The organism is Pelomonas sp. Root1217 (assembly GCF_001425705.1).
GTDB lineage: Bacteria > Pseudomonadota > Gammaproteobacteria > Burkholderiales > Burkholderiaceae_C > Pelomonas.
In genome coordinates, this window is sequence record NZ_LMDC01000023.1 from 550,708 (window position 1) to 576,542 (window position 25,835).

General features: G+C 68.8%; 27 protein-coding genes. 17 read left to right on the forward strand and 10 right to left on the reverse strand.

Features of this window, described 5'->3' with window-relative positions:
• Nucleotides 1-332 precede the first annotated feature (332 nt).
• Nucleotides 333-2,219, forward strand: a complete 1,887-nt coding sequence (locus ASC95_RS16775; protein ID WP_057299060.1) for a phosphoenolpyruvate carboxykinase (GTP) — start codon at nt 333-335, stop codon at nt 2,217-2,219.
• Between the two features lie 48 nt (nt 2,220-2,267).
• Here ASC95_RS16775 and ASC95_RS16780 read toward each other — a convergent pair whose 3' ends face one another.
• Both ASC95_RS16780 and ASC95_RS16785 read right to left on the reverse strand, forming a co-directional pair.
• Complete coding sequence (locus ASC95_RS16780) at nt 2,268-2,486, reverse strand: hypothetical protein (protein ID WP_056200702.1); 219 nt, start codon at nt 2,484-2,486, stop codon at nt 2,268-2,270.
• Nucleotides 2,487-2,581: 95 nt separating this feature from the next.
• On the reverse strand, nt 2,582-4,318 hold the full coding sequence (locus ASC95_RS16785) for a coagulation factor 5/8 type domain-containing protein (RefSeq protein WP_082567852.1): 1,737 nt from the start codon (nt 4,316-4,318) through the stop codon (nt 2,582-2,584).
• A gap of 146 nt (nt 4,319-4,464) precedes the next feature.
• Here ASC95_RS16785 and ASC95_RS16790 point away from each other — a divergent pair, with 146 nt between their 5' ends.
• The gene (locus ASC95_RS16790) at nt 4,465-4,755 is read left to right on the forward strand and encodes a hypothetical protein (protein ID WP_157256359.1); all 291 of its coding nucleotides are present in this window, start codon (nt 4,465-4,467) and stop codon (nt 4,753-4,755) included.
• Here the strand turns inward: ASC95_RS16790 and ASC95_RS16795 are convergent.
• The 3 genes from ASC95_RS16795 to ASC95_RS16805 are packed head-to-tail and all read right to left on the reverse strand — an operon-like array spanning nt 4,752 to nt 6,439.
• Nucleotides 4,752-5,297 (reverse strand): DUF924 family protein, encoded by a 546-nt coding sequence (locus ASC95_RS16795; protein WP_057298848.1) that lies wholly within the window; start codon nt 5,295-5,297, stop codon nt 4,752-4,754. The two genes, ASC95_RS16790 and ASC95_RS16795, sit on opposite strands and share 4 nt — an antisense overlap.
• Entirely contained in the window at nt 5,294-5,512 is a 219-nt protein-coding gene (locus ASC95_RS16800; RefSeq protein WP_057298849.1) for a hypothetical protein, read from the reverse strand. Before ASC95_RS16800 ends, ASC95_RS16795 begins: the two co-directional genes overlap by 4 nt.
• Nucleotides 5,513-5,551: 39 nt before the next feature.
• Nucleotides 5,552-6,439, reverse strand: coding sequence for a hypothetical protein (locus ASC95_RS16805; protein ID WP_057298850.1), 888 nt, complete (start codon nt 6,437-6,439; stop codon nt 5,552-5,554).
• 145 nt (nt 6,440-6,584) lie between these two features.
• On the opposite strand from ASC95_RS16805, the gene ASC95_RS16810 reads away from it, so the two are divergent.
• From ASC95_RS16810 to ASC95_RS16850, 9 genes are all read left to right on the forward strand, one after another.
• Entirely contained in the window at nt 6,585-7,484 is a 900-nt protein-coding gene (locus ASC95_RS16810; protein ID WP_235537951.1) for a MoxR family ATPase, read from the forward strand.
• Between the two features lie 27 nt (nt 7,485-7,511).
• Nucleotides 7,512-8,651: a VWA domain-containing protein gene (locus ASC95_RS16815; RefSeq protein ID WP_235537952.1), complete on the forward strand. Its 1,140-nt coding sequence runs from the start codon at nt 7,512-7,514 to the stop codon at nt 8,649-8,651.
• A 117-nt stretch (nt 8,652-8,768) separates the two neighbouring features.
• Nucleotides 8,769-9,089: a BON domain-containing protein gene (locus tag ASC95_RS16820; protein WP_057298853.1), complete on the forward strand. Its 321-nt coding sequence runs from the start codon at nt 8,769-8,771 to the stop codon at nt 9,087-9,089.
• A 92-nt stretch (nt 9,090-9,181) separates the two neighbouring features.
• Nucleotides 9,182-9,718, forward strand: a complete 537-nt coding sequence (locus ASC95_RS16825) for a CoxG family protein (RefSeq protein WP_057298854.1) — start codon at nt 9,182-9,184, stop codon at nt 9,716-9,718.
• Between the two features lie 229 nt (nt 9,719-9,947).
• Nucleotides 9,948-11,051 carry an acyltransferase gene (locus ASC95_RS16830; protein ID WP_057298855.1) on the forward strand — a complete coding sequence of 368 codons (1,104 nt, stop codon included), beginning with the start codon at nt 9,948-9,950 and terminating at the stop codon, nt 11,049-11,051.
• Nucleotides 11,052-11,167: 116 nt separating this feature from the next.
• Complete coding sequence (locus ASC95_RS30025) at nt 11,168-13,156, forward strand: ferritin-like domain-containing protein (RefSeq protein ID WP_082567853.1); 1,989 nt, start codon at nt 11,168-11,170, stop codon at nt 13,154-13,156.
• Nucleotides 13,146-15,953, forward strand: coding sequence for a PAS domain S-box protein (locus ASC95_RS16840; protein ID WP_057298856.1), 2,808 nt, complete (start codon nt 13,146-13,148; stop codon nt 15,951-15,953). Before ASC95_RS30025 ends, ASC95_RS16840 begins: the two co-directional genes overlap by 11 nt.
• Before the next feature lie 10 nt (nt 15,954-15,963).
• Entirely contained in the window at nt 15,964-16,353 is a 390-nt protein-coding gene (locus ASC95_RS16845) for a DUF488 domain-containing protein (protein WP_057298857.1), read from the forward strand.
• 64 nt (nt 16,354-16,417) lie between these two features.
• Complete coding sequence (locus ASC95_RS16850; protein ID WP_057298858.1) at nt 16,418-16,987, forward strand: glutaredoxin family protein; 570 nt, start codon at nt 16,418-16,420, stop codon at nt 16,985-16,987.
• A 15-nt stretch (nt 16,988-17,002) separates the two neighbouring features.
• Here the strand turns inward: ASC95_RS16850 and ASC95_RS16855 are convergent, their stop codons facing one another.
• Nucleotides 17,003-17,698, reverse strand: coding sequence for a YafY family protein (locus ASC95_RS16855; protein ID WP_057298859.1), 696 nt, complete (start codon nt 17,696-17,698; stop codon nt 17,003-17,005).
• Nucleotides 17,699-17,773: 75 nt separating this feature from the next.
• Here ASC95_RS16855 and ASC95_RS16860 point away from each other — a divergent pair, with 75 nt between their 5' ends.
• Entirely contained in the window at nt 17,774-17,983 is a 210-nt protein-coding gene (locus ASC95_RS16860; protein WP_057298860.1) for a hypothetical protein, read from the forward strand.
• Here ASC95_RS16860 and ASC95_RS16865 read toward each other — a convergent pair.
• On the reverse strand, nt 17,929-18,324 hold the full coding sequence (locus ASC95_RS16865) for a VOC family protein (protein ID WP_057298861.1): 396 nt from the start codon (nt 18,322-18,324) through the stop codon (nt 17,929-17,931). The genes ASC95_RS16860 and ASC95_RS16865 overlap by 55 nt on opposite strands.
• Nucleotides 18,325-18,409: 85 nt before the next feature.
• On the opposite strand from ASC95_RS16865, the gene ASC95_RS16870 reads away from it, so the two are divergent.
• Nucleotides 18,410-18,988, forward strand: a complete 579-nt coding sequence (locus ASC95_RS16870) for a TMEM165/GDT1 family protein (protein WP_057298862.1) — start codon at nt 18,410-18,412, stop codon at nt 18,986-18,988.
• A 65-nt stretch (nt 18,989-19,053) separates the two neighbouring features.
• The gene (locus tag ASC95_RS16875) at nt 19,054-19,374 is read left to right on the forward strand and encodes a DUF805 domain-containing protein (protein WP_057298863.1); all 321 of its coding nucleotides are present in this window, start codon (nt 19,054-19,056) and stop codon (nt 19,372-19,374) included.
• Here the strand turns inward: ASC95_RS16875 and ASC95_RS16880 are convergent.
• A complete protein-coding gene (locus ASC95_RS16880; protein ID WP_057298864.1) occupies nt 19,363-20,256 on the reverse strand; it encodes a LysR family transcriptional regulator in 894 nt (297 codons plus the stop codon). The genes ASC95_RS16875 and ASC95_RS16880 overlap by 12 nt on opposite strands.
• 105 nt (nt 20,257-20,361) lie before the next feature.
• Here ASC95_RS16880 and ASC95_RS16885 point away from each other — a divergent pair, with 105 nt between their 5' ends.
• Nucleotides 20,362-21,222, forward strand: coding sequence for an oxidoreductase (locus tag ASC95_RS16885; RefSeq protein WP_057298865.1), 861 nt, complete (start codon nt 20,362-20,364; stop codon nt 21,220-21,222).
• 71 nt (nt 21,223-21,293) lie between these two features.
• Here ASC95_RS16885 and ASC95_RS16890 read toward each other — a convergent pair whose 3' ends face one another.
• Together ASC95_RS16890 and glpK are read right to left on the reverse strand one after the other, a co-directional pair.
• On the reverse strand, nt 21,294-21,749 hold the full coding sequence (locus ASC95_RS16890; RefSeq protein WP_057298866.1) for a DUF6368 family protein: 456 nt from the start codon (nt 21,747-21,749) through the stop codon (nt 21,294-21,296).
• Nucleotides 21,750-21,809: 60 nt separating this feature from the next.
• Complete coding sequence (gene glpK / locus ASC95_RS16895) at nt 21,810-23,288, reverse strand: glycerol kinase GlpK (protein ID WP_157256361.1); 1,479 nt, start codon at nt 23,286-23,288, stop codon at nt 21,810-21,812.
• A 22-nt stretch (nt 23,289-23,310) separates the two neighbouring features.
• Here glpK and glpD point away from each other — a divergent pair, with 22 nt between their 5' ends.
• Complete coding sequence (gene glpD, locus ASC95_RS16900; protein ID WP_057298868.1) at nt 23,311-24,795, forward strand: glycerol-3-phosphate dehydrogenase; 1,485 nt, start codon at nt 23,311-23,313, stop codon at nt 24,793-24,795.
• 53 nt (nt 24,796-24,848) lie between these two features.
• The gene (locus ASC95_RS16905) at nt 24,849-25,817 is read left to right on the forward strand and encodes a DMT family transporter (RefSeq protein WP_057299062.1); all 969 of its coding nucleotides are present in this window, start codon (nt 24,849-24,851) and stop codon (nt 25,815-25,817) included.
• The last annotated feature ends 18 nt before the right edge of the window (nt 25,818-25,835 follow it).

A 25,835-nucleotide genomic window follows, 5' to 3' on the forward strand; every position in this document is an offset into this window, starting at 1 on the left:
AACGGTCGCGGAGGAGTTGAGGAATGGTTCTAGGGGGTCAGCCTCGCACTGCGGTCGCGCAGCAGCCGTTCGATGTAAGTCGAGAACTCAATGAACTCAGAAGTTGCGGCAAGTTTCACGCACTCTTCGCGCAAACCCTAGCCCCACTTCGCCACCGCCGTGAGCTGCGGGGCCGCTCTGGCATGGTGTTATTCCTGTTTTGCATGACGCCACCGATCCCGGCGGTTACGGCGTGATTACATTGGATTCGACAATCCACCTCCTCAGGTTCGGTGTGCTTGGGCCAGCTTGCCAGCTGCCCCAAACACATTCCCATGATTGGAGCTTTCGCCATGAACCAACCCGCCATGCAGGGGCTGCGGCTGAACCTGCCCGCCTATGTCAAGAACGCCCGGCTGATCGCCTGGGTCGCTGAAATAGCGGCCCTCACGGAGGCCGCCGATGTCTACTGGTGCGACGGCAGCGCCGAGGAGTACCAGCGGCTGTGCGACCGGCTCGTCGCCGCCGGTACCTTCAAGAAACTCAACCCAGCCCTGCGCCCCGGCAGCTACCTGGCCAACTCCGACCCCAGCGACGTCGCCCGCGTCGAGGACCGCACCTTCATCTGCTCCGCTAAGAAGGAAGACGCCGGCCCGACCAACAACTGGATGGCCCCGGCCGAAATGCGCGAGTTGCTGCAGACCGGTGAAAAGGCGCTGTTCAAGGGTTGCATGCGCGGGCGTACGCTGTATGTGGTGCCCTTCAGCATGGGGCCGCTGGGCAGCCCCATCGCCCACATCGGCGTGGAGCTGAGCGACAGCCCCTACGTGGCCGCCAACATGCGCATGATGACGCGCATGGGCCGCGCCGTCGTCGAGCTGTTGGGCACCGATGGCGACTTCGTGCCCTGCGTGCACACCGTAGGCAGCCCGCTGGAAGCCGGGCAGGCCGACGTGAGCTGGCCCTGCAACACGACCAAATACATCGTCCACTACCCAGAGACGCACGAGATCTGGAGCTATGGCTCGGGCTATGGCGGCAACGCGCTGCTGGGCAAGAAGTGCTTCGCGCTGCGCATCGCCTCAACCATGGGTCGTGACCAGGGCTGGCTGGCCGAGCACATGCTGTTGCTGGGCGTGGAAAACCCGCAGGGCAAGAAGTACCACGTCGCAGCCGCCTTCCCCAGCGCCTGCGGCAAGACCAACTTCGCGATGCTGATTCCACCGAAGGCCTTCAACGGCTGGAAGGTCACGACCATCGGCGACGACATCGCCTGGATCAAGCCGCATGACGACGGCAAGCTCTACGCGATCAACCCCGAGGCCGGCTATTTCGGTGTCGCCCCGGGCACCAATTCGCACACCAATCCCAACTGCATGGACAGCCTGGAACGCGACGTGATTTTCACAAACGTGGCGCTGACCGACGACGGCGACGTCTGGTGGGAGGGCATGACCGACACGCCGCCGGCCCACGCCATCGACTGGCAGGGCAAGGACTGGACGCCTGAGATCGCCAAGGCCACTGGCGCCAAGGCCGCCCATCCGAATGCCCGCTTCACTGTCGCCGCAATCAACAACCCCGCGCTGGACCCGAACTGGGACAACCCGGCAGGCGTGGCCATCGATGCCTTCATCTTCGGCGGCCGCCGCTCCACCACGGTGCCGCTGGTGACCGAGGCGCGCGACTGGACCGAAGGCGTCTACATGGCCGCCACGATGGGCAGCGAGACCACCGCTGCGGCCGCCGGCCAGCAGGGCGTCGTGCGCCGCGACCCATTCGCCATGCTGCCCTTCATGGGCTACAACATGGCCGACTACTTCCAGCACTGGCTGGACCTGGGCGCCAAGCTGCAGGCAACGTGTGAGAAGACAGGTGCCAAGCTGCCCGCCATCTACTGCGTCAACTGGTTCCGCAAGGGCGCGGACGGCAAGTTCGTCTGGCCCGGCTACGGCGAGAACATGCGCGTGCTGAAGTGGATGCTGGACCGCCTGGAAGGCACGGGCGGTGGCGAGGAACACGTGTTCGGCGTGACGCCCGGCTATGCCGACCTGAACTGGGATGGTCTGGACTTCTCGCCGGAGAAGTTCGACATCGTCACCCGCATCGACGCTGCCGAATGGCAGGCCGAGATGAAGCTGCATGACGAGCTGTTTGCCCAGCTCGCCCACCACCTGCCCGCCGCACTGCCCGCCGTCAAGGCGCGCATCGAAGAGCGCCTCGCACAAGAGGTCGGCTGATCGTTTCCTTCGGCGGTACTTGGACAGGCGCCTTCGGGCGCCCGTTTTTTATCGGCGGCTGCCAAACACCAGCAGCAGGCCGCCGATGGCGATGGCCCCCACGCCCAGCCATACCGGCACATTGACCGTTTCCTTCTCCTTGGCCGAGACCTCCAGCGAGCCCAGCTTCACGACGGTCTTGTCCTTGGTGTAGCTGAAACCGCCCATCGCGAGGCTGGCAGCGCCGATGACGAGCAGCAGGATGGCGATGATCTTGGTAGCACCCATGGCGCTCTCCTGGTTTGAGGTGCCCAAGGCTAAGGTCGACGCGATGTGACAAACAGTGTCCGACGGCGCGATCCGCTGTCGGACAGCACCGACAGTCAGGGGTAGCTCTTCAAGGTGGCCGTGTTGCTGCCGCCCTGGCAACGCGCGGCATCGCCGACGTCGTTGATGACGTGCTCGATGCTGCCCTTGTCCACCAGGCAGACGGTGATCATGTGGTGAAAGCGCACGCCGGGTGCCTGCGGCGCCTCAAAAGCGCGGTCCAGCACGACGTCGGGCTTCAGGAAGACGCTGTAGGCGCCCAGGCCCCAGGCTTCGTGGCGCGCCACCGTGTCGGCCACCTTGTAGGCCGGGTAGCCTCGGCCGGTCGGGCCCGTCCACTGGCTTTGCGTGGGCGGGTCATACGGAATCTCGGACTGGTAGAAGTAGACCCGCCCGCCGTTGCCTTGCCAGACGACCTGTTCCTTCTGGAAATGCTCGACGAAGAGGCCGTAGATGGTCACGTCCTCGCCGTTGACCCACAGGCCATGAGCGGCAGGGTTGCTCGTCCAGCCGACGCCCTCGCCATGGTCGGCGCGCCAGATCCAGGTGTGGTCGACCAGGGTGTCGTGGGCGTTGATGCGCAAGGCCGTGTCCACCTGCCCGGCCGCCGCGCCGCCGATGCGGAAGAACAGGTCGTGCAGCACGATGGGGTCGGCCTTGTGGCGCTTGCCGGCACCGGTCGCGCCGACTTCCATCAGCACGCCCGAGTCCTGCTTGCCGGCGTCCAGGAACAGCCCGGAGATCGTCAGCCCGTTCACGTCCGCCGTCTTCAACAGCGGCTGGCCGTTGTCCGAGCGCAGCGTGGGAAAGCCGATGCCCAGCACGACGGCACCGGCGCGCTTGACGATCAGCGCCTCGGTCAACAGATATTCGCCCGGCGTGAACAGCAGGTGCTTGCCGGCTGCGAGCTGCGCGTTCAGCGTTGCCGCCGTGTCGCCCGGCCTGGCGATGAAGAACCTGCTGATGGGCAGCGTCTTGCCGGGCGCCGTGACGGGCTTTCCAGCGCCGTTCGCCCAGGAGATGCCCGCGCTGTCGCGCCGCAATGCCGGCACGCGCACGGCATAGCTGCCCTTGGCATCGATAAAGAGATAGGGCTTTTCGCGCACCAGCGGCGTGCGCGCGACCTTGGTGAAGCGCTGGCCCGGCGTCGGGAACTCGCCCGCCGGTTCGCCACGCACGCCGACAAAGACCATGTTCCAGTTCGAACCCGTCCAGCGGCCCCACTGGCTGTTGCGCGAGATCCATTGCTGCTGGGTGGCCGAGTTGACCAGGCCGTCGATCAGCACGTCCGAGAACCAGCCGCCGCTGGCCCAGCCCTGGTTCTGGTTCAAGCGGATATTGCCGCGCACGTGCATGCGCCGGAAGGGAATGGCCTGGGACACGGCCCATTGCAGGGTGTTGTCGCCGATGCCCAGCGTCGGCGTGACCGCGAAGTTCTCGGCACCGCGCCAGAAGTTCTGCGTCGCGTTGTCATCCAGGAACGCCGTGGAGCGCAGGTCGCCGATGACGTGGACGTCGTCCGGGCGAGCACCCAGGCCCAGCACATGGGTGAAGAAGCCCACCGGGATGCGCAGGTCCTGATAGGTACCCGGCTTGAGCAGGATGGCGTCGCGTCGCGGGCCGAAATGGTTGGGCTGCTGGGCGGCGTAGATGCCGTCGATGAGCCCCTGCAGGTCGGGCGTCGCCGGGTCGACGACATGCACGTTGGGACCGAAGTCCGGTACCTCCACCGCCAGGGCCGGAGCCGCCAGCCCCATGGCCAGCACCGCCGCAATCGCTCGTCTGCACTGCATGTCTCATCCTCGCCAGATATGCCGGTCATCGTAATTTGGAATCGGTTCCAATTTGCGATTGGATCATGTGACGGAACGTTCGGCCTTCAGGGTTACTCCTGCGCTGGTGCGGCGCACAATGGCTCGAATTGCGCAAGGAGAGACTCGTGAGTCAAGGATTTGGTCATGAATTGCCCGGGCGGCACGTGCAGCAGGATCACCGCAAGGTCTCCCGCTATCTGATCGTCATCGATTCCAGCGCCGGCCCCGTCGCCAAGCTCTTTCTCGACAGCCGCGAACAAGCGGGCGAGTTCGACGCCGGCACCGAAGAGGTCGCGGTGATGACGCGCAGCGCGACGTCATCGACCGGCGCCAGCGGCGCGGAATGGGACAAGGCCCTGTCCGGCCACAGCGCCCAGGAGCGCGCCGCCGCGACGGTTTATCTGCTCGACATCTAGAAGCTCGAGCCCGGCTGCGTCAGGAAGGCCTCTTCCTCCGGCGTCGACTCGCGCCCGAGGATGGCATTGCGGTGCGGGTAGCGGCCGAAGCGGTCGATGATGGCCTTGTGCTTGAGCTCGAAGTCGTGCGTGCCTTGCGGGGCGCGTTCCTTCATCAGCGGCTCGCCCGCCGTGTGGATGGCGACGGACTCGCTGTGCATATAGGGCATGTAGAGGAAGGCGCGCTGCTCGACCGGCAAGGCCAGGTCGGCACCGGCGGTGACGGCCTCCTGCGCCAGGGCCAGCGCGACCGGATCGGCCGCGAAGGCGCCGGGGGTGCCGCGGTGGATGTTGCGGGCGAACTGGTCCAGCACGATGACCTCGGCGAGGCGACCCTCGGGTGTCGCACGCCAGGCAAAGAGCTCGCAGCGTTTGGCCTGGTCATGCAGGGCGCCGAAGCGCGTGCGGACCTGTTCGTCGAAAGCGGCGTCCACCGTCCACCACTGCGCAGGCTTGATCTCCTGGAACCAGAAGCGAAGGATGTCGTCAGGCGCGGTCATCATCTGCGCCCGCCAAACACGAGCAACAAGCCACCGACGGCGATCGCGCCCACGCCCAGCCACACCGGCAGATTGACCTCCTCCTGCTGTTTGGCGGACACCTCGAGCGAGCCAATTTTCAGGACAGTCTTGTCCTTGGTGTAGCTGAAACCGCCCATGGCGAGGCTGGCGGCGCCGGCGATGAGCAGGAGCACGCCGACGATCTTGGCAAAGTTCATGTGGGGGCTTCCAAACGGTGAAGCCCAAAGCTTAGAGCCTCACCACGCGTAGCTCGCCCCCAGCAACCCGTAGTTCACGCCTCCCTGGGGGCCGCGGCTGCGGCCGATACCGGGTGTGACGGTCCAGCCGGCACCGGCCGAGATGGCCGCCTTCATCTGCACGCTGCGCAGGCTGCCGCCATCGTGCAGCCGGTCCTGCATCACCTCGCCGTTCAGCGCCACGCGTTCGCCGACACGGTAGGTCGCGCCGAGCTGGTGGCTGCGGTCCAGTGCCGCCTCGTCGCGGTTGATGGCCGTCACGCGATTGCTCAGCAGCGGCACACCGGCCAGCAGGCCGCTACTGCTCGTCGCCTGCGTCGTGCTCGTCGTATAGCGGTTGCGCATGACGGCGCCGTAGACGCTCAGGCGCGGCGTGACCGCCACCGCGCCGTGCACGCCCAGGCCATGGCCCCGCAGGCGCTGCTCGACCGGCGTGGCCGCGCCGCCGCTTGACGCCACCGTGCCCCGCGCACGGGCGCTACGCTTCACCGCATCGATACCGACGTTGACGCCCCCCGCCGGCCGCCAGTCCACTGCTGTAGCAAGGTCCGTCTGGCGCAGGCGCTCACCGTCGCGGCGCCGGTTGACGTTCACGCTGGCCTGCCAGGCCTTGCCGGCCACGCCGCCACCGACCGCGACCTGCCGGGGCTTGACGCTGTCGCCGCTGGCCAGGTCTTGGCTGCGCGACTGGCCGGCGCCCAGTTGCACCCAGGCGCGCTCACCCACGGGCAGGCTGACCGCGGCCGCCGCGCTCTGATTGCGCTGGCCATCGCGCTGCACGGCGAGGCTGACGGCGCGCTTGTCAGCATTCGGCGCCGCCTCGTCGGCGTGGGCCATGCCGGCCAGCAGCAGGACGGCGGCGATGAGGCTGAGTTTGGACGTGTTCATGAGCGGGCTCCGTTGGATGTCGAGTGCTGCGGGACGCTTCGGCCCCTCCACCCGACAACGCCGCCCGCGGCACAAAACTTCCCTGCCCAGATGTAAGCAGGCGCAGCCCGCCGCATACTTGCTGCAACTACCCATGAGGCCTGCCGTGCCCGATCCCGCTCCGGACAGCAGCATCGACGCCGTCGCCCTGGCCCTTCAGGCCCAGGCCTACCTGCCCTCGCGCGAGCTGGCCACCGCCGCCTTTCTGGCATTGCGCCTGGCGCGGCCCCTGCTGCTGGAAGGCGCGCCCGGCACCGGCAAGACGGCCATTGCGGCGGCCCTCGCCAGCGCGCTGGGCCGACCGCTGATCCGCCTGCAGTGCTACGAAGGCCTGGACCTGGCCGCGGCAGCCTACGAATGGAATTACGCACGCCAGATGCTGGAGATCCGCCTCGCGCAGGCGCACGAACGTGAACGCACGGCTGACGAGCTCTTTGCGCGCCGCTTCCTCATCGAGCGGCCACTGTTGCAGGCACTGACGACGACGCCGGCGCCCGTGCTGCTCATCGACGAGCTGGACCGCGCCGACGCGCCCTTCGAGGCCTTTTTGCTGGAGTTCCTGGCCGACTTCCAGATCACCATCCCCGAACTCGGCACCCTCACCGCCGCGGCGCCACCGCTGGTCATCCTTACCAGCAACCGCAGCCGCGAGATCCACGACGCCGTCAAGCGCCGCTGCCTCTATCACTGGGTGGACTTTCCTGACGCCGCCCGCGAGCTGGCCATCATCAGCGCGCGCCTGCCGCAGATTGAGCAGCGCCTGGCCGCGCAGGTCGTCGCGTTCGTGCAGGGCCTGCGCCAGCTCGACCTGTACAAGCTGCCCGGCCTGGCCGAAACGCTGGACTGGTCACGCGCCCTCATCGAGCTGAACGCCGTCAGCCTGGATCCGGCCACGGTGCAGTCGACCTTGGGCGTGCTGCTGAAGTACCAGGACGACATCGCCCGCGTGCAGGGCAGCGAGGCGGCAAGGCTGCTTGCAGAACTGCGGCAAAGCGTCGAGGCCTGAGCTTTGGATCGCCTGGCGGAAAACCTTGTGCATTTCGAACGTGTTTTGCGCACGGCGGGTCTGCCCGTCGGCACCGACCGGCTGCTGCTCGCCGCCCAGGCCCTGGAGGCCGGCGGCCTGGCCTCGCGCGCCGACTTCAAGGCGACGCTGGCCGCCTGCCTGGTCGACCGGCCCGAGCACCGGCCGCTGTTCGAGCAGGCCTTCCACGTCTTCTGGCGCGACCCCGACCTGCTCGGCCGCATCATGGCCCTGCTGCTGCCGCGGGCCCAGGGCCGTGCGGGCGCACCGCCACCACCCGAGAACCGGCGCCTGGCCGATGCGCTGTTTCCTGGCGCGCCTGCCGATTCGCCCCGCGCCGAGCAGGTCGAGATCGAGGCGCGTCTGGACGCCGGCAACCGCGAGCTGCTGCAGCGGCGCGATTTCGACACGATGACGGCCGCCGAATGGGCCGCCGCGCGCCAGGCCCTCGCCGCGTTGCAGCCGCGCCTGGCGCAACAGCTCACGCGCCGCCATGCGCCCGCGCCGCAAGGCCGCATCGCCTGGCGCGCCACGCTGCGCGCCGAGGCCCGGTGCGACTTCGCCCTGCCCACCCGTGAGCGCGCCCGCCGCCGCCCGACACCCCTGGTGCTGCTGGCCGACATCTCGGGCTCCATGGGCCGCTATTCGCGGGTGCTGCTGCATCTGGCCCAGGGCCTGTTGAATCCGGCCGGCGGCGCGGGCGAGGCCCCCGTCGTTGAAGCCTTCGTCTTCGGCACCCGGCTCACACGCATCACGCGCCAGCTCAAAGCCCGCGACCCCGACGCGGCGCTGGCCGCCGTGTCCGCCGCCGTGCCGGACTGGGCCGGCGGCACGCGCATCAGCCAGAGCCTGCACGCCTTCAACCGCGACTGGGCGCGCCGCGTGCTGGGCGGCGGCGCGGCCACGGTGCTGCTCATCACCGACGGCCTCGAACGCGACGCCGAGGACGGCGGCTCGCACCTGGCCTTCGAGGCCGAGCGGCTGCGCCTGTGCTGCCGCGAGCTGATCTGGCTGAACCCGCTGCTGCGCTTCAAGGAGTTCCAGCCGCGCGCCTCCGGCGTGAAGGCCCTGCTGCCCCAGGTGACTCGCCATCTGCCGGTGCACGACCTCGACAGCATCGACCGCCTGCTCGACGCCCTGAAACGATAGCCCACGTCCTACAGGCTGGCGGCGCAACGTCCGCCCTGCACGGGCAGTCCCACTGCTTAGATTTCGGTTTCGGCGGTGCGCATCCAGTGCTACCGCTTCCGATTGAAAGGAAGAGTCATGAAGATTTCGCAACTCGCTTCGCTGCTGGTCGCCGCTGCCCTGGTCACGCCGCTGGTCGGCCATGCCGATGACAAGCCGGCCGGTACGGCCAAGGCCTGGGTCAAGGACTCGGTCGTGACCACCAAGATCAAGACGCAGCTCGCCACCAGCAAGATCTCCTCGCTGGCCATGGTTCACGTCGAGACCGACGCCAACGGCTATGTGCAGCTGACTGGCAAGGTCGCGACGCAGGCCGAGAAGGACCGCGCCGAAGCCATCGCCAAGGCGGTTGACGGCGTGAAGTCGGTCGACAACCAGCTGACCATCACTGGCAAGTAATCGCGCCCCCCGGCCCTCCCGCGCTGCCCGCCAGGCCACCCCTGGCGGGCAGCGCTTATTGTGTTGGCCCGCCCGACGGTCAGAATCGCTGCATGAATCTGACCGGCCAGCAGCATCTGCCCGTGTCCCAGGCCCAGGCCTGGGCCGCGCTGAACGACACCGCGATGCTGCAGGCCGCCGTCCCCGGCTGCGAGGCCATCACGCCGACGGGCGACAACGTCTTCGATGTGCTGATGGCCGTGTCCATCGGGCCCGTGAAGGCCCGGTTCAAGGGCAAGCTGCAACTGTCCGAGCTGACGCCGCCGCAGAGCTACCGCATCGGCTTCGAGGGCTCGGGCGGCGCGGCGGGCCATGGCAAGGGCCAGGCTTTCGTCCAACTGCAGGCCGTGTCGCCCAGCGAGACGGTGTTGAGCTATGACGTGACGGCCAGCGTCGGTGGCAAGCTGGCGCAGATTGGCTCGCGCCTGGTCGATGCAGCGGCGCAAAAACTGGCCGAGGACTTCTTCGCGCGCCTGCACGCCGCGCTGGCACAGCAGCAGCAAAAGCAGCCGGCCGCGCAGACTGCGCCGCCAGCGCGACCGAGCCTGTCGCAGCGTCTGCGCGCCTGGCTGCGCCGATGGTTGGGTTGAAAAGCCCAGCGCTCAATTGCAAGCACACCGTAGCGCTTCGTGACGGCCTGAAACCAGGCCGGGTTTCCCCAGGGATCGCGCCGGTACAATTTCACATGTCCGAGACAACGGGCCTGCCTGCGCAGGCCCGTTCTTTTTGTGCAATGAATCCACAGCCACCGCACCCACTTCGCTCGCCGCCCTTCCAGGGTGTGCGCCAGCGCGTGCCGGCGGCTGGGCCGCATTGACGATGTCCAGTCCCTCCGGTCGGCTGCCCTATCTGGATGTTCTGAAGGCGCTCGCGGCCCAGATCATCGTGCTGCACCACCTGGTCAGCTACGGCCCGATCGCCCGCGCCGCCCACGCCGCCATGCCCCTGCTGGCCGGCGCCATGCACCAGTACGGGCGCATGTCGGTGCAGATCTTCCTCGTCGTCGGCGGCTATCTCAGCGCGCGCGGCCTGTCGCCGCGTGGCCAGGCCCTGCAGGCCGCCGTGCCCGAGCTGCTGTGGCGGCGTTATCTGCGGCTGGTGCTGCCGTTCCTGGCGGCGCTCGCCCTGACATTGGGCATCTCCGGCCTTATCGCTTCGTCCTGGCCCGAGCTGGTGCCCACCGACATCAGCCTCGGCCAACTTCTCGCTCACGCGCTGCTGCTGCACGATGTGCTGGGCTACGAAGCACTGACCGTGGGCGCCTGGTATGTGGCCATCGACCTGCAGCTGTTTGCCCTGCTCGTGGGCCTGCTGTGGCTGGCACGGCGCGGCTGGCGGCATCCAAGCCGCCTCGTCATCGGCCCCGTGCTGGTCGCGGCCGCGGCGCTGGCCTCCGCCTGGGTCTTCAACCGCCAGCCGGAGCTGGACGCCTACGCACCCTACTTCTTCGCGTCCTATGGCCTGGGCGCCCTGGTGCATTGGCTGGGCCTGTGGCGCCACCGCCGCGCCGGCCTGCTGCTGCTGGCAGTGGCCGTGAGCGCCGCGCTGATGGCGGAATGGCGCGACCGCCTTGCCCTGGCCCTGGCCACGGCGCTGTGGCTGTCCTGGGCGCAGGCCCGCCATGCCGAAGGCCGCCCGCTGCTGCCGGCTCCCCTGGCCTCGGCCTTCGCCAGCGCCGCAACGCCGTCCTACGCCCTGTTCCTGCTGCATTTCCCGGTGCTGCTGCTGAGCAACGCGCTGCTGGCCCATCTGCCGGGCGCAACGCCCGAAGCCGGCCTGGTTCTGCTCGTGGCCACTTGGCTGCTGGCCAACGGCCTGGCCGTGCCCTTCCACCGCTGGGTGGAGGCGCCGGCCGCCCGCTTCAACCCGCTGGCCTGGCTGCCGCGTCTGGAGTGGGCTCCTCGCCAAACCTCGCGTCGCTGAACGCGCGGTCTGATCGGTCCCGCGAGGACGGCGTTCGGCCCCTGGCCGCGAACAACCACCGACATCCCGCAACTGCGTGCTAATGTCGCGCGCTGCTAGTCCCAGGCCGCGCTTTCATGACGATTCAAACCCCGGCCGCGGCCCCGAGCCGCGAGCAATTGCTGCACAGCCTCTACGAGGCCGCCGAGCTCGAGCACAACCTGATGTGCACCTATCTCTATGCGGCCTTCAGCCTCAAGCAGGGCGAGGCCGAGGGGCTGGGTGCCGCCGAGGCCGAGGCCGTTGAGCGCTGGCGGCGCGAGATCATCGCCGTCGCCGTCGAGGAGATGGGCCATCTGGTCGCGGTCTGGAACATCACGGCGGCGCTGGGCGGCGCGCCGCGCATCGGCCGCGGCAACTTCCCGCTCGACCCCGGCAATCTGCCGGCGCGCGTCGTCGTCAAGCTCGCGCCCTTCAATGACGCGACGCTGCAGCACTTCATCTTCCTGGAGCGCCCCGAGGGCAGCGCTGAAGAGGACGGCGAAGGCTTTGCCGCCGAGCGGCTGTTCACGCGCGGCTCGACGGTGCCACGCGTCACGCCGATGGCGCGCGACTACGACACCGTCGGCCATTTCTACACCACGCTGAGCGCCGACTTGCGCGCCTTTGTCGAGCTGCATGGCGAAGCCGCGGCCTTCTGCGGCAACCACTGGCTGCAGCTCGGGCCCGAGGAGCTCAACCTCGGCGGCGCGCGCCATGTGCTGTGCTCCAAGACGGCGCTGGCGGCCTTCGACGCCATCGTGCAGCAGGGCGAGGGCGCGCCCAGCGACAGCGCAACCTCGCACTACCACCGCTTCGCCGCCATCCGCGAGGAGCTGGCTCGGCTGCGCGACGCCAACCCGGGCTTCCAGCCCGCCTGGCCAGCCGCCACCAACCCGGTGCTGCGCCGCCCGCCACGTCCCGAAGGCCGGGTCTGGCTGGAGAACCCGGCCGCGGCGGCGACGGTGGACATCGCCAACGCCAGCTACGGCCTGATGCTGCGCCTGCTGGCCCAGAGCTATCTGCTGCCCGGGCCGTCGACCGAGAAGAGCCTGATGGTGGATCTGGGCATCTGCCTGATGCGAGCCTTCACGCCGCTGGCCGAGCATGCCGCGCGGCTGCCGGCCGGCCCAAGCAACCCGGGCTGCAACGCCGGCGTCAGCTTCACCGCCCTGCGCGACGCGGCGGCGCTGCCACCGGGGCCGGCCGCGCGGCGCTTCGTCGTCGAACGCCTGGGCCAGATCGCCGATGCGGCGGCCAGCCTGCACGCCGACCTTGGGGCCGAACGCAGCGGCCGCGCGGCACGCCTGCTGCAGGCGCTGCGCGAACGCGCCGAGCGCGGGCTGGACCTGAACGCACCCGTCGCCGCACCTGCACCCGCCGCGCCAGCCGCAGCGCCGGCTGCAGCGGCGCCACCCCCGCCACCCACCGAAACCGTCGACGGCATCGAGATCGTGCAGGGCGACAAGCTGGAGTTGCGCTTCGAGGCCCAGCGCTGCATCCACGCGCGCTTCTGCGTGACCGGCGCGCCCAAGGTCTTCCTCGCCAATGTGCAGGGCCCCTGGCTGCACCCCGACGCCATGCCCGTCGAGCGCCTCGTCGACATCGCCCACGCCTGCCCATCAGGCGCCATCCAGTACCGCCGCAAGGACGGCGAAGACGACGAGGCGCCGCCGCCGGTCAACTTGCTGTCGGTGCGCGAGGCCGGCCCCTATGGCCTACGCGGCGAGCTGGTGCTGCGCGGCCAGGCCATCGGCACGCGCGCCACGCTGTGCCGCTGCGGCGCGAGCAAGAACAAGCCCTTCTGCGACGGCAGCCACCACGACATCCACTTCGACGCGACCGGCGAGCCCGAGACCGGTCTGCTGGGCCTGCCCACCGACATGCCCGCCATGCGCGATGGCCGCATCGACATCGAGCCCGAGCCCAACGGCCCGCTGCAGCTGCGCGGCCAGGTCGAGGTGCTGAGCGGCACCGGCCGCATGGTCTGCCGCGTCGCGCAGGCGCGGCTGTGCCGTTGCGGCGGCAGCCAGACCAAACCTTTCTGCGACGGCACGCATGCCCGCAATGGCTTCAGTGCCGACTGACGCCAGCGACACCCGAAGCGCGCTGCAGCAGATGGCGGCGCGCACGCTGATCTGGATCGTCGGCGTCGTGGGTACCGTGGCCGCGCTGATCGGCGCCGGCGAGGCCGCCCTCGGTCTGCGCGCGCTGTGGGGAAGCCAGCGCCTGGCCGTCGGGCTGGCGTTGCTGGCCGTCAGCGGCGCAGGCTGGCTGCTGTGCCGCGCCGGCCGCGCCCGGCTGGCCACGACGCTGATCCTCGGCGGCACGCTGATCGCCCTGGTTGCCCACGCGGCCCATATCGGCCTGGGCGTGCACACCGTCATCCTCGCGGCCGGCGCCCTCGTCATCGCGCTGGGCGGCGGCGTGGCCGGCAATGCGGCAGCGGCCGTGCTGACCGTGCTCTATCTCGGCGCCATCGGCGTGCTGGCCGCGATGGAAGCCCAGGGCTTGCTGCTGGGACTGAGCGCACCGCGCCAACCGCAGCTGCTCGATCGCCTCGTCGCCCACTTCCTGATCGCCACCAGCGGCCTAGCTTCGGCCCTGCTGCTCAACCGCATCCTGGGCACAGCGCTGACGCGCGCCATCGGCGAGGAGGCCCGCCTGGCCCGCCTCGTGCAGGCCGCCCACAACTGGGCCTGGGAAGCCGATGCCAAGTTCCGCGTCACCATGCTGTCCGAGGAGTTCGAGGCCCTGTCCGGCCACAAGCGCGAGGACTTCCTGCGCATGGGCGAGCCCGGCGGCGCCATGCTCGTGCGTGATGCCGACTTCCCCAGCCTGCTGGAGGACATCCGCGCCAAGCGTGCCTACCGCGATCGCATCAACGGCTTTCGCGCGCCCGACGGCCGGCTGCTGTGGACGCTGAGCTCGGGCGAGCCCGTCTTCGATGCGAACGGCAACCACCTCGGCTGGCGCGGCGTCAGCCACAACATCACCGGCGAGCGCCTGGCGCTGCAGCAGCACCAGCGCACCGCCAACATGCTGGACCGCGTGCTGCGCGCCAGTCCCGACGCCATCTGCGTCGCCCACATGGAAGACGGCCGCATCCGCTTCGCCAACTCCGGCTTCTGTGCCCTGGTGGGCCTGTCGCGCGACGAGCTGATGGGCCACTCGGGCCGTGAGCTCGGCCTGTGGCCCGACAGCGGCGAGCCCAGGCGCCTGGCCGCCGAGCTGGCCGCGTCAGGCATCGTGCGCGACTTCCGCTCGGCACTGCTGGTGCACGGCGAGTGGCGCGACGTGCTGGTGTCGGCCGCAACGCTGGACTGGGAGGGCGAGCCGGCCACCATGCTGATCGCCCGCGACATCACCGAGCGCGAGCGCGCGCGCATCGAGGCCGAGGCCATCCTCGACCACGCCAGCGTGGGCATCGCGCTGACGCGCGGCGAGCGCTTCGAGCGCGTCAACCGCCACTGGCAGGAGATCTTCGGCGGCACCGAGCCGCGGCTGGCCGATGGCCACACCTGCCTGCCTTCGGCCCAGGAGGTCGCCAGCGCCGCGCTGGCCTTCGAACGCGACTTCATCCGCCCCGATGGCCGGCGCATCACCGTGCAGTTCAACGCCCGCGGCCTGCCGGCGACGCTGGCCGGCCGCAGCGAAGGCCGCGTCGACCAGGACTGCGACCACGCGACGCTATGGGTGGCCGAGGACGTTACCGAACGCCGCCGCCAGGAACGCGAGCTGCAGGCCGCCAAGCAGCAGGCCGAAGGCGCCAGCCATGCCAAGAGCGCCTTCCTCGCGACGATGAGCCACGAAATCCGGACGCCGCTGAACGGCGTGCTGGGCCTGGCGCGGCTGCTGCAACAGGCCGGGCCGGATGAGCGACGGCCGCAGTACCTGGCCCACCTCGTGGCGGCGGCCGAGTCGCTCAACGAGATTGTGTCCAACGTGCTGGACCTGTCCAAGATCGAGGCGGGTCATCTCGAGCTGGAGACCATCGAGTTCGACCTGCACGCGCTGGCACAGGCCGGCTTCGAAGGCTGCGCAGCGCTGGGCCGCGAGCGCGGCCTGGACATGCAGATCGAACTCGCACCGGGCCTGCCGCGCCTGGTCGTCGGCGACCCGCTGCGGGTGCGCCAGATCATGGCCAACTTCCTCGTCAACGCGCTGAAGTTCACTGAACGGGGTCACATCCGGCTGAAGCTGTCATCGGCCGGTGAAGGCCGCATACGCATCGTCGTGGCGGACAGCGGCATCGGCGTGCCGCTGGAGTTGCAGAGCCGCCTGTTCCGCCCCTTCGCCCAGGCCGACGACTCGACGACGCGGCGCTTTGGCGGCACAGGCCTGGGGCTTTCCATTTGCCGCGAGCTGGCCACGCGCATGCAGGGCCGCGTCGGCGTGCAGAGCGACGGCGCCAACGGCTCCAGCTTCTGGGCCGAGCTGGCCCTGCCCACGGCACTGACCATCGACGACACCGCGGCGCGCAAGCGCATCCCCATGCCGCCGCGCCACCCGCTGGCGGGCCAGCGCCTGCTCGTCGCCGAGGACAACCCGGTCAACCGCCTCATCATCACGGCCCTGCTGCAGCGCCTGGGTGCCGAGGTCGTCGAGGCCGAGGACGGCGAGGAGGCGGTGCGCCTCGCGCGTGAGCAGGCCGGGCGACTGGACGGCGTGCTGATGGACCTGCACATGCCCAAGGTCGACGGCCTGAAGGCGACGCAGCTGCTGCGCGCCGACCCGGTCACCGCCCAGTTGCCCATCCACGCCTTCACGGCCGCCGTGCTCGACCAGGAGCGCCAGGCCGCGCTGGCTGCGGGCATGAACGGCTTCATCGCCAAGCCGGTGGCGGAGGACGAGGTCATCCGCGTCTTGGGCCGCCAGCCCTGAAAGGACAGTCATGCCCCTCCGCATCGTCAGGCTCGGCAGCCCGCGCACCAAGGACGAGGGCACACGCATCGGCACCGTGCGCCGCCCGCCGCGTGGCGTGCCCAAGGCGGAGTTCGCATCGCGTGATTTCTACGACGTCTGGTTTCCCAATCTCGCGCCCAGCGTCGAGACGATGAAGCTCGGCCAGGCGGCTGAGACGGACGCCGAGTGGAAGATCTTCAAGAAGAAGTACAGCGCCGAGATGGCCGAGCCCGAAGCCCAGCACGCGCTGAGCTTGCTGGCGACGCTGTCGGCGCAGACGAATTTCTCGGTGGGCTGCTATTGCGAGGACGAGGCGAGGTGCCATCGCTCCGTGCTGCGTCAACTGCTCGCCGAGAAAGGGGCGACGGTGAAGGATTGAAGAAGGGGGCTGGAACGCTGACACAGAATGCGCCCCGTTCGGATCTCAGAGGGAAGACAACAACATGGCAAACACCATTTGCCCCAAGTGCCAGCATGTGCGGCCTGCGGATGCCGCCGTACCCGCCTGGCAATGCCCGGCCTGCGGCGTCGCCTATGCCAAGGCCAATGCCGCAACCATGCCGAGTGCCACACCTGCGCCGCGCGGTGCCGGCCGCCAAGTCCAGGGCCGCCAAGGCCTGCCCTGGCGCGCCATCCTGACCGTGCTGGCCATCGTCGTTGGCATCTATGCCGGCCACCAGGCCCACCTCGACAAATCGTGGGGCTCATCGAGCGCCGAGGCTGGCATGGACGAGGGCGCTGTGCGTCGTCTGGCCGCGTCGGTGCGCGCCGAACAGGTCGTCATGTATTCGACAACCGAATGCGGCTATTGCACACAGGCCAGGTCCTGGCTCAACGGCTACGGCTTCGCGTTCACCGAATGCAATATGAGCTTGGACAGCCGCTGCGTCGACGAATTCCGCGCATTGAAGGGTGAAGGCACCCCGTATCTCGTCGTGCGCGGTCCGCGCGGCGAACACCACATGAAGGAAGGCTTCGACAGCGACGAGTTCCTGTCGGCCTTGAGCAGTTGACCGGCTGACCGGCCCTCACGCTCCGCCGTTGTCCTGCGCCTCGCGCTTGCGGTTCATGTCCGCCAGCGTCTTGCCCGCCTCGTCGCGGAAGGTCTCCTCCAGCACCTCCAGGGTCTCGACGCGGTCGACGCGAAAGCTGCGGAAGTCGTTGCGCAGCTCGCACCAGGCGGCCAGCGTCCAGACCGGGCCCCAGAACAGGCAGGCCAGCGGGCGCACGATGCGCTCGCTCTTCACGCCGCCCAGGTCCAGATAACCGACCTTGAGCTTGCGGCGAGCCTCGGTGGCCTCGCGCATCGCGGTCAGGTGGGCGCTCGTGGCCGGGTCCAGGGCCGGCAGTGGCGCATACAGCGCCAGGCTCTCGGCCGCGGCGCGGGCATCCAGCGGCAGCACGGCGAGGATCTTGGACAGCGCGTTCTCGGCCTGGCGCGCCAACGCCGCATCCAGGCGCGATTCGGCCATGCGCACCGTTGCGACAAGGGCCTGGGCCTCCTGCTTGCTGAACATCAGCGGAGGCAGGTCAAAGCCCGCCCGCATGCGGTAGCCCACGCCCGCCTCACCCTCGATGGGCACGCCCTGCTGGCCCAGGGCCGCGATGTCGCGGTAGACGGTACGCATCGACACCTCGAGCCGACTCGCAAGGTAGTCGGCTGTCGTGAGACGGCGTCCGCGGATGAGCTGGACGATTTGGAAGAGGCGGTCTGCGCGGCGCATAACCAGTCATTGTGGATGACTGGGCATGCACCTTGCGAAAGACAGGGGTCACCGACAACGAGGTCGAGCTTCATCATGGCCATCTACGCCTCCTTCCAGGCCCGCGGCACCCGCGGCGCCGAACTGGCCACGCTGGGCGCCATCAGCGCCCCGCTGGCCTCACTGGCCCAAGACCAGTTCTTCACGGCGCGCGCCGCGCCGGGGCGCAGCCGCCCTGCGAAGGGGAAATCTCAGCCCATCGCCGTGCAGAGTTCGACCAGCGTGCCGTCCGGACAGCGCACATAGGCCACCGTCTGGCCCCAGGGCTTGGTGACCGGTGCGGCCAGGGCGCGGGCACCGGCGGCGACGGCTTTGTCATAAGCGGTCGGCACGTCGGTCACCGTGAAGCCGATCTCCATGCCCAGCGGCTGCGGGCTCGCGTCGGCGGCCACGTAGTCGTGCTGCACGCTGTCTCGTGCGGTTGCGTGGTCGACAAAGGCGAGCGTCGTGCCGCTGGTGCCGGTGTCAACCTCGCCATAGGCGCCGCTCTCGTGCAAGAAGCGCTTCTTGAGGCCGAAAGCCTTGTCGAAGAAGGCGAGGGACGCGGCCACGTCGGATACGTAGACAAGGGTGTAGGCGAAGTTCATGCGGGTCTCCTGAGATGCAATGCCCGCATGCTGCGCCGGGTTGGCTGTCAGCGCATGTCAGCAGCGCCTTGGACAATGCCTGGCAATGCAAGCCTTCCTCATCGCCACCGGCCTGGTGGCCCTCGCCGAGATCGGCGACAAGACCCAGCTCCTGGCCTTCATGCTCGCGGCGCGGTATCAAAGGCCTTGGCCTATCGTGCTGGGGATTTTCGTCGCGACCGTCTTCAATCACGCCGCGGCCGGCGCGTTAGGCAGCTGGCTGACGGGCCTGATCAGCCCGATGGCGCTGCGCTGGATCCTCGGCCTGTCCTTCCTGGCGATGGCGGGCTGGATGCTGATCCCCGACAAGCTCGACGAGGACGAAACGCCCAAGCCTGGCCACGGCGTCTTCGTGACAACGGTCATCGCCTTCTTCCTGGCCGAGATGGGTGACAAGACGCAAATTGCCACGGTGGCGTTGGCTGCACGCTTCCCGGCCGACTTCATCAGCGTCGTTGCCGGCACGACGGCCGGCATGATGATCGCCAACGTGCCGGCGGTGCTAGTGGGCGGCAAGTTAGCGCAGAAGCTGCCGGTCAAGCTCGTTCACACGGTGGCCGCCGTCATCTTCGCGGGCCTGGGCATCGCGACGCTGGCGGGGCTGGGCGAAAGCCTGGGTTTCTGAGGGGTGGTGAAGCCGGGCCGGTGGCCTAGCATGCCGGCGACTCAACACCACCTCGGGGAGAGGCCATGACCTTCCAGGAATCCATCAAAGTCTGCTTCAACAAATACGTCGACTTCTCGGGCCGCGCCAGCCGCTCGGAGTACTGGTGGTTCGCGCTGTTCGTCTTCGGAGTGAGCTTCGTGCTGGGCATGTTCAGCCAATGGCTCAACATCATCTTCCTGCTGGGCACGCTGCTGCCTCAACTGGCCGCGGCGACTCGCCGCCTGCACGACACCGGCCGCAGCGGCTGGTGGCAGCTGATCGGCTTGATCCCGCTGATCGGCTTTATCGTGCTGATCGTCTTCCTGGCGCAGGAAAGCGGCGAGGCGACCGAATCAACCGCCTGAGCGGGCAGCGTCGATAAAGGCGCGCAGCTTGGGCGCCAGCGCTGCACGCTGCGGGAAGTAGAGAAAGAGGCCGGGCTCCTCGAAGGCCGACTCGGGCAGCAGTTGCTGCAGCCGGCCGCTGCGCAGTTCCTCGCGCACCAGGGGCTCGAAGATGTAGGCGATGCCAACGCCAGCCAGGGCCAAGTCGCGCGCGAAACTGGCGTCGGTGACGACGACGCTGCCCGTCGTGCGTACGGCCACCGCGTCGCCGGCCTCGCGCAGCTCCCAGTCATAAAGGCTGCCGGCCGCAAGCAGCCTAAAGCCGATGCAGTTGTGCGCCGCCAGCTCGGCCACACGGGACGGCGCGCCGCGGCGGGCGAGGTAGTCCGGCGAGGCGACGAGGATGGCCTTGAACGGCGGCGTCAGGCGCACGCTGACCATGTCCTGCTGCACCTGCTCGCCCAGGCGGATGCCGGCGTCAAAACCCAGGGCGACGATGTCGACCAAGGCGTCGTTGTCATGCACCTCCACGGTCAGCCGCGGATGGGCCAGGGCTAAGCGCCCAAGCAGGGCCGGCAGCACCATCTGAGAGGCCACGCGCGAGGAATTCAACTTCAGCACGCCGCTGACTTCGCCACGCGCAGCGCTCAGGCCCTCGACGGCCGCGCCGATGTCCTCGAGCGCCGGCCCGACGCTGGCCAGGAAGCGCTGGCCCGCCTCCGTCAACGCCACGCTGCGCGTCGTGCGCGCGAACAGCGGCTCGCCGAGTGCGTCCTCCACCACGCGCACCGCATGGCTGACGGCGGAGGCGCTCATCCCCAGCGCCTGAGCCGCCGCTGCAAAGCCGCGCTTGTCGGCCACGGCAACGACGATGGGCAGATGGGCCAGCAGCTCGCGGTTCATTCATGAACCATATCGCATGACCCATGCGGTCCAGGCGCCTTTATCCGATCACATCGTTTCAAGACACTGGACTCCGTCGCAACCCACCACCCCACGGAGCCCACCATGACCACAGCCACCAACACCCGCCCCACCTGGTTCATCACCGGCGCCTCGTCCGGCTTTGGCCTGTCCTTCGCCAAGTACGCCTTGGCCCAGGGCTACAACGTCGTCGCCACGGCCCGCCAGCCGGCCAAGCTGGCCGCCCTGGCCGAGAGCAACCCCGAGCGCGTTCTCGTGCTGCCGCTGGACGTGACCGCCGCCGGTGACGCCGAGCGGGCCACGGCTGCCGCCCTGGCCCAATTCGGCCGCATCGACGTGCTGGTCAACAACGCCGGCTACGGCATCGTCGGCGCCGTCGAGGAGACGCCTGACGCCGAGCTGCGCGCGCAGATGGAAACCAACTTCTTCGGCGCCGTCGCCGTGACCCGCGCCGTGCTGCCGGCCATGCGCGAGCGGCGCAGCGGCGCCATCGTCAACCTGTCCAGCATGGGCGGCCAGATGTCCTTTGGCGGCTTCGGCGCCTACTCAGCCTCCAAGTTCGCGCTGGAAGGCCTGTCCGAAGCCCTGGCCCAGGAAGTCGCGCCCTTCGGCATCAAGGTCCTCATCGTCGAACCCGGCGCCTTCCGCACCGGCTTTGCCGGCGCCGACGTGCTGCGCCAGATGCCGGTGCTGGCGGCCTACGACGAGATCGTCGGCGGCACGCGCAGCTTTGCCAAGGGCATGGATGGGACGCAGGCCGGTGACCCGGACAAGGCGGCCGCCGCGATGGACAAGGCGCTGAAGGCGGAGGTCACGCCGTTGCGGCTGCAGCTGGGGGCGGATGCGATTGACGCGGTGCGGGCGCACAGCGAGCTGTTGTTGAGGGATCTGGCGGCGTGGGAGGGGGTGGGGCGGGCGACGGCAGTGGACGAAAAAGCCCGGTGAGCTTTTCCGCTCAATGTCTAAAGGCTTCAGCCAGTATGCATGGCGCCATCTTTCCTCAGGGCGAATCAAGCTCAGACGAGACGGAAATCATCATGACCAAGCCAGTAGTCCATGAGGTTGGGGCTGATGACGTCAGTGCCTAAAGAAGTTTGCACCCGGCCGTCAGCCCCCTCATACGTAAGAACCGCTGGATTGCCGGTGACGCGGGTCAACGCGCCACCGAGTTCAATCCAGCCATCGAACATGCGCGAGAGCTTGGAAGACAGAACGCCAAGCATGATGTGGTTGATTTTCGATCCGCAATATGTGCCAAGCTGCAGCGCCCCGCCGGGGCGCCACCCTTGAATGACGAGTTCAGTTTCCTCGTCTTCGAGCTCGCGGAATTCAAAGTCGAACGGCTGTCCGCAGATCCAGAAGTCGTTCTCGGGTGCTCCATCAGAGAGACCGTGAATGAAGGCGATGACGCGTTCCTTGTCTGCATCGGAGAAGGAGCGCGGTGTAAGCACCGTCACGGTATAGCTCGACATAGAGTCCTAAAAACTTCTCGGTTCGAAACGGTCTGCGCTGCTGAAGCGCGTCGGCGCAAATCAATCTACCAACACCTGTCTCACCGCCCTATCCCACTCCGCCAACCGCGCCCCCGCCTCATCCCGCGACATGCGCGGCTCGAAGGCGCGGTCGAGTTGCCAAATGGCGCCGATCTGTTCGGCGGACTCATAGACGCCGGTGCCCAGGCCGGCCAGCAGCGCGGCACCCAAGGCCGTCGTCTCGATGACCTTGGGCCGGAGCACCGGAATGCCCAGCAGATCAGCCTGGAACTGCATCAACAGATCGTTGGCCGACGCACCGCCGTCCACGCGCAGTTCGGTCAGGCGCTCGCTGGCGCCGACATCGGCATTCATCGCGGTCAGCACCGCCGCGCTCTGGAAGGCAATGCTCTCGAGCGCCGCGCGGGCGATGTGGGCCTGGGTCGTGCCGCGCGTGAGACCGAGCAACGCGCCGCGCGCATCGGGCCGCCAGTAGGGCGCGCCGAGGCCCGCGAACGCCGGCACGAACACGACGCCACCCGCGTCCGGCACGCTGCTCGCGAGCGCCTGCACTTCGCCGCTGCCGCCAATCGCGCGCAGGCCGTCGCGCAGCCATTGCACGACGGCGCCGCCGACAAAGACGCTGCCTTCCAGCGCGTATTGCGCGGTGGCGTCGACCTGGGCGGCGCGCGTCGTGATGAGTCCCTGCGTGGAGGTGCGCGCCTGCGTGCCGGTATGCATCAGCAGGAAGCAGCCGGTGCCATAGGTGTTCTTGGCCTGGCCGGGTCGCAGCGCGGCCTGGCCGAACAGTGCCGCCTGCTGGTCACCGGCAATGCCGGCGATCGGCACGCCGAACTCGGTGGCCTGGCCAAAGACGCCGGCTGAAGGCTTCACCTCGGGCAAGAGGCTGCGCGGGATGTCGAAGGCCGCCAGCAGCTCGTCGCTCCAGTCGCCGCGGAGGATGTCGTAGATCAGCGTGCGCGAGGCATTGCTGGCGTCGGTGGCGTGGACGTTGCCCCCCTTTCCGTCATCCGTCAGCTTCCACAGCAGCCAGCTGTCGATCGTGCCGAAGGCCAGCTCACCGCGCGCCGCGCGTTCACGCGCGCCCGGCACGTTGTCCAACAGCCAGCGCAGCTTGGTGGCCGAGAAATACGGGTCGAGCACCAGGCCGGTCAGCTCGCGCACGCGCGGCTCCAGGCCCTGGGACTTCAACTGTTCGCAGAATGCCGCCGTGCGGCGGTCCTGCCAGACCAGGGCCTTGTGCAGGGGCTTGCCAGTCTTGCGGTCCCACAGCACGACGGTCTCACGCTGGTTGGTGATGCCGATCGCCGCGACCTTCACACCCGCCTTGGCCACGGCCTCGCGGGCGCATTCGACCTGGTGGGTCCAGATCTCCTCGGCGTCATGTTCCACCCAGCCCGGCTGGGGAAAGTGCTGGGGCAGTTCGCGCTGCGCCGAGGCGAGCAGTCGGCCGTCGCGGCCAAAAACCACGGCACGCGAACTGGAGGTTCCCTGGTCCAGCGCAAGCAAGGCGTCCATCACCATCCCTTAGAGTGAGTGCATGGTGGACGATTTTGACGTGGTGGTGGTGGGAGGCGGCATCAACGGCACAGGCCTCGCGCGCGACCTGGCCGGCCGCGGCTGGCGCGTGCTGCTGGCCGAGCGCGATGACCTGGCCTCGCACACCTCGTCGGCGTCCACCAAGCTCGTGCATGGCGGGCTGCGTTATCTGGAGACTTACGACTTCTCCTTGGTTCGCAAGGCGCTGCAGGAACGCGAGGTACTGCTGAAGAGCGCGCCTCATCTGATCCAGCCGCTGCGCTTCGTGCTGCCGCATGCGCCGCATCTGCGCCCGGCCTGGATGATCCGCATCGGCCTCTTCCTCTACGACCACCTGGCCCGCCGCGAGCTGCTGCCGGGCTCGCACGGCCTGCGGCTGGCGGGCAGCGTCTATGGCGCGCCGCTCAAGCCGGAATTCACGCGCGGCTTTGTCTATTCCGACGGTTGGGTCGACGACGCCCGCCTCGTCGTATTGAACGCCCAGGACGCGAAAGCCCGCGGCGCCGAGGTGCTGACGCGTTGCGCGGTGACCCAGGCCGTGCGCGGCACGGACGGCTGGCAGGTGACGCTGCAGAACGGCCGCCGGCTGCGAGCCCGTGCCCTGGTCAACGCCGCCGGCCCCTGGGCCGAACGCTTCCTGTGCGACCACACGCGCAACGCCGCCGGCCAGCCTCTGCCGTCGCGCGGGCTGCGCCTCGTCAAGGGCAGCCACATCGTCGTGAACCAGCGCTTCACGCACGACCACGCCTACATCTTCCAGAACGCGGATGGCCGCATCATCTTTGCGATCCCCTACCAGGAGCGCTTCACGCTGATCGGCACGACCGATGTCGAGCTGCCCGAGCATGAGGACCCACCGGCGCGCGCCACGATCGCCGAAGACGAGATCGCCTACCTCTGCGAGCAGGCCAGCCGCTACCTGGCCCAGCCCGTGCAACCGGCCGACGTGCTGTGGACCTATGCCGGCGTGCGCCCGCTGCTGGACGAAGGCGGCTCGGCCTCGGCCGTCACGCGCGACTACCTCCTGGAGGCCGACGCGGACGGTGGCGCGCCGCTGCTCAATGTCTGGGGCGGCAAGCTGACGACCTATCGCAAGTTGGCCGAGGACGGCGCGACGCAGATTGGCGAACTGCTTGGCGATGCGCGCAAGGCCTGGACTGCCGGCACCACGCTGCCGGGCGGCGACCTCGGCTCACATGGCGTCAACATTGAAGCCTTTGCCGCTGAGCTGCAGGCCGCGCACCAGGGGCGGCCCGGCGTGCGCCGCATCGCCCGCGCCTATGGCAGCAAAGCTCGCGAGCTGCTGGCCGCCCCGACGGGCACCGAGATCGCACCCGGCCTGTTCGAGTCCGAACTGCACCATCTGGTGGAGGGCGAATGGGCCACCAACGCCGAGGATGTGCTGTGGCGGCGCAGCAAGCTCGGCCTGCACTGCACCGCTGAACAGCGCGACGCCGTGGCCAACTGGTTCAAGGCCGGGGCCTGACGCCAAGGCCCCTGGCGCCGCCGTGCGTCGGGGCATGGGTGATGATGCCGGCCATGCTGTTTGGTCTGTTGTTCGCCCTCGCTGCCGGGCTGATGTGGGGACTGGTGTTCGTCGCGCCCGTGATGTTGCCGGGCTATGCGCCCGCCTTGCTGACGGTGGGCCGCTACCTGGCCTTCGGGCTGATCGCGCTGCCGCTGGCCCTGGTCCTGGACCGGCGCGCGCTGCGTGATCTGCACCGGGCCGATTGGTGGGAGGCAGCCCAGCTGAGCCTGGTTGGCAACTTCCTGTATTACCTGTGCCTGTCGGCCGCCATCCAGCGCGCCGGCGCGCCGTTGCCGACCATGATCATTGGCACGCTGCCGGTCGTCATCGCCATCTGCGCCAACCACCGCAATCGCGTGCGTGACGGCCATCTGCCGTGGGCCAGGCTGGCGCCATCGCTGCTGCTGATTGCCGCGGGCCTGGCGTGCGTGAACCGCGACGAGCTGGCCGTGCTGCAGGCCGAGGCCGGCGACCCGCGCCGCTATGCCGAGGGCGCGCTGCTGGCCATCGCTGCCGTGGCCTGCTGGACCTGGTATCCCATCCGCAATGCAGACTGGCTGCGCGCCCACGCCGACCGCAGCCCGCGGGTATGGGCGACGGCGCAGGGCTTGGTCACGCTGCCGATGGCGCTGATGGGCGTGCTGCTCCTCGCCCTCATTCATCTGACGGCACCGGGCACGCTGATTCCCGCGGACTACGCCTTTCCGCTCGGAGACAGGCCACTGGCCTACGTGGGCCTGATGGCGGCCATCGGCCTGTGCTCATCCTGGCTGGGCACGCTGTGCTGGAACGAGGCCAGCCAGCGTCTGCCGACCTCGCTGTCGGGCCAGCTCATCGTCTTCGAGACCTTGGCCGCGCTGGCCTACGCGTTTGCGTGGAAGCAGCGCATGCCGCCGCCAGCGACCCTGGCCGGCGTGGCCTTGCTGATCGCCGGCGTGATCTGGGCACTGCGCATCAAGCCGGTGAAGCACGCGGCCTGATCGCGCCGCCATGGCGCA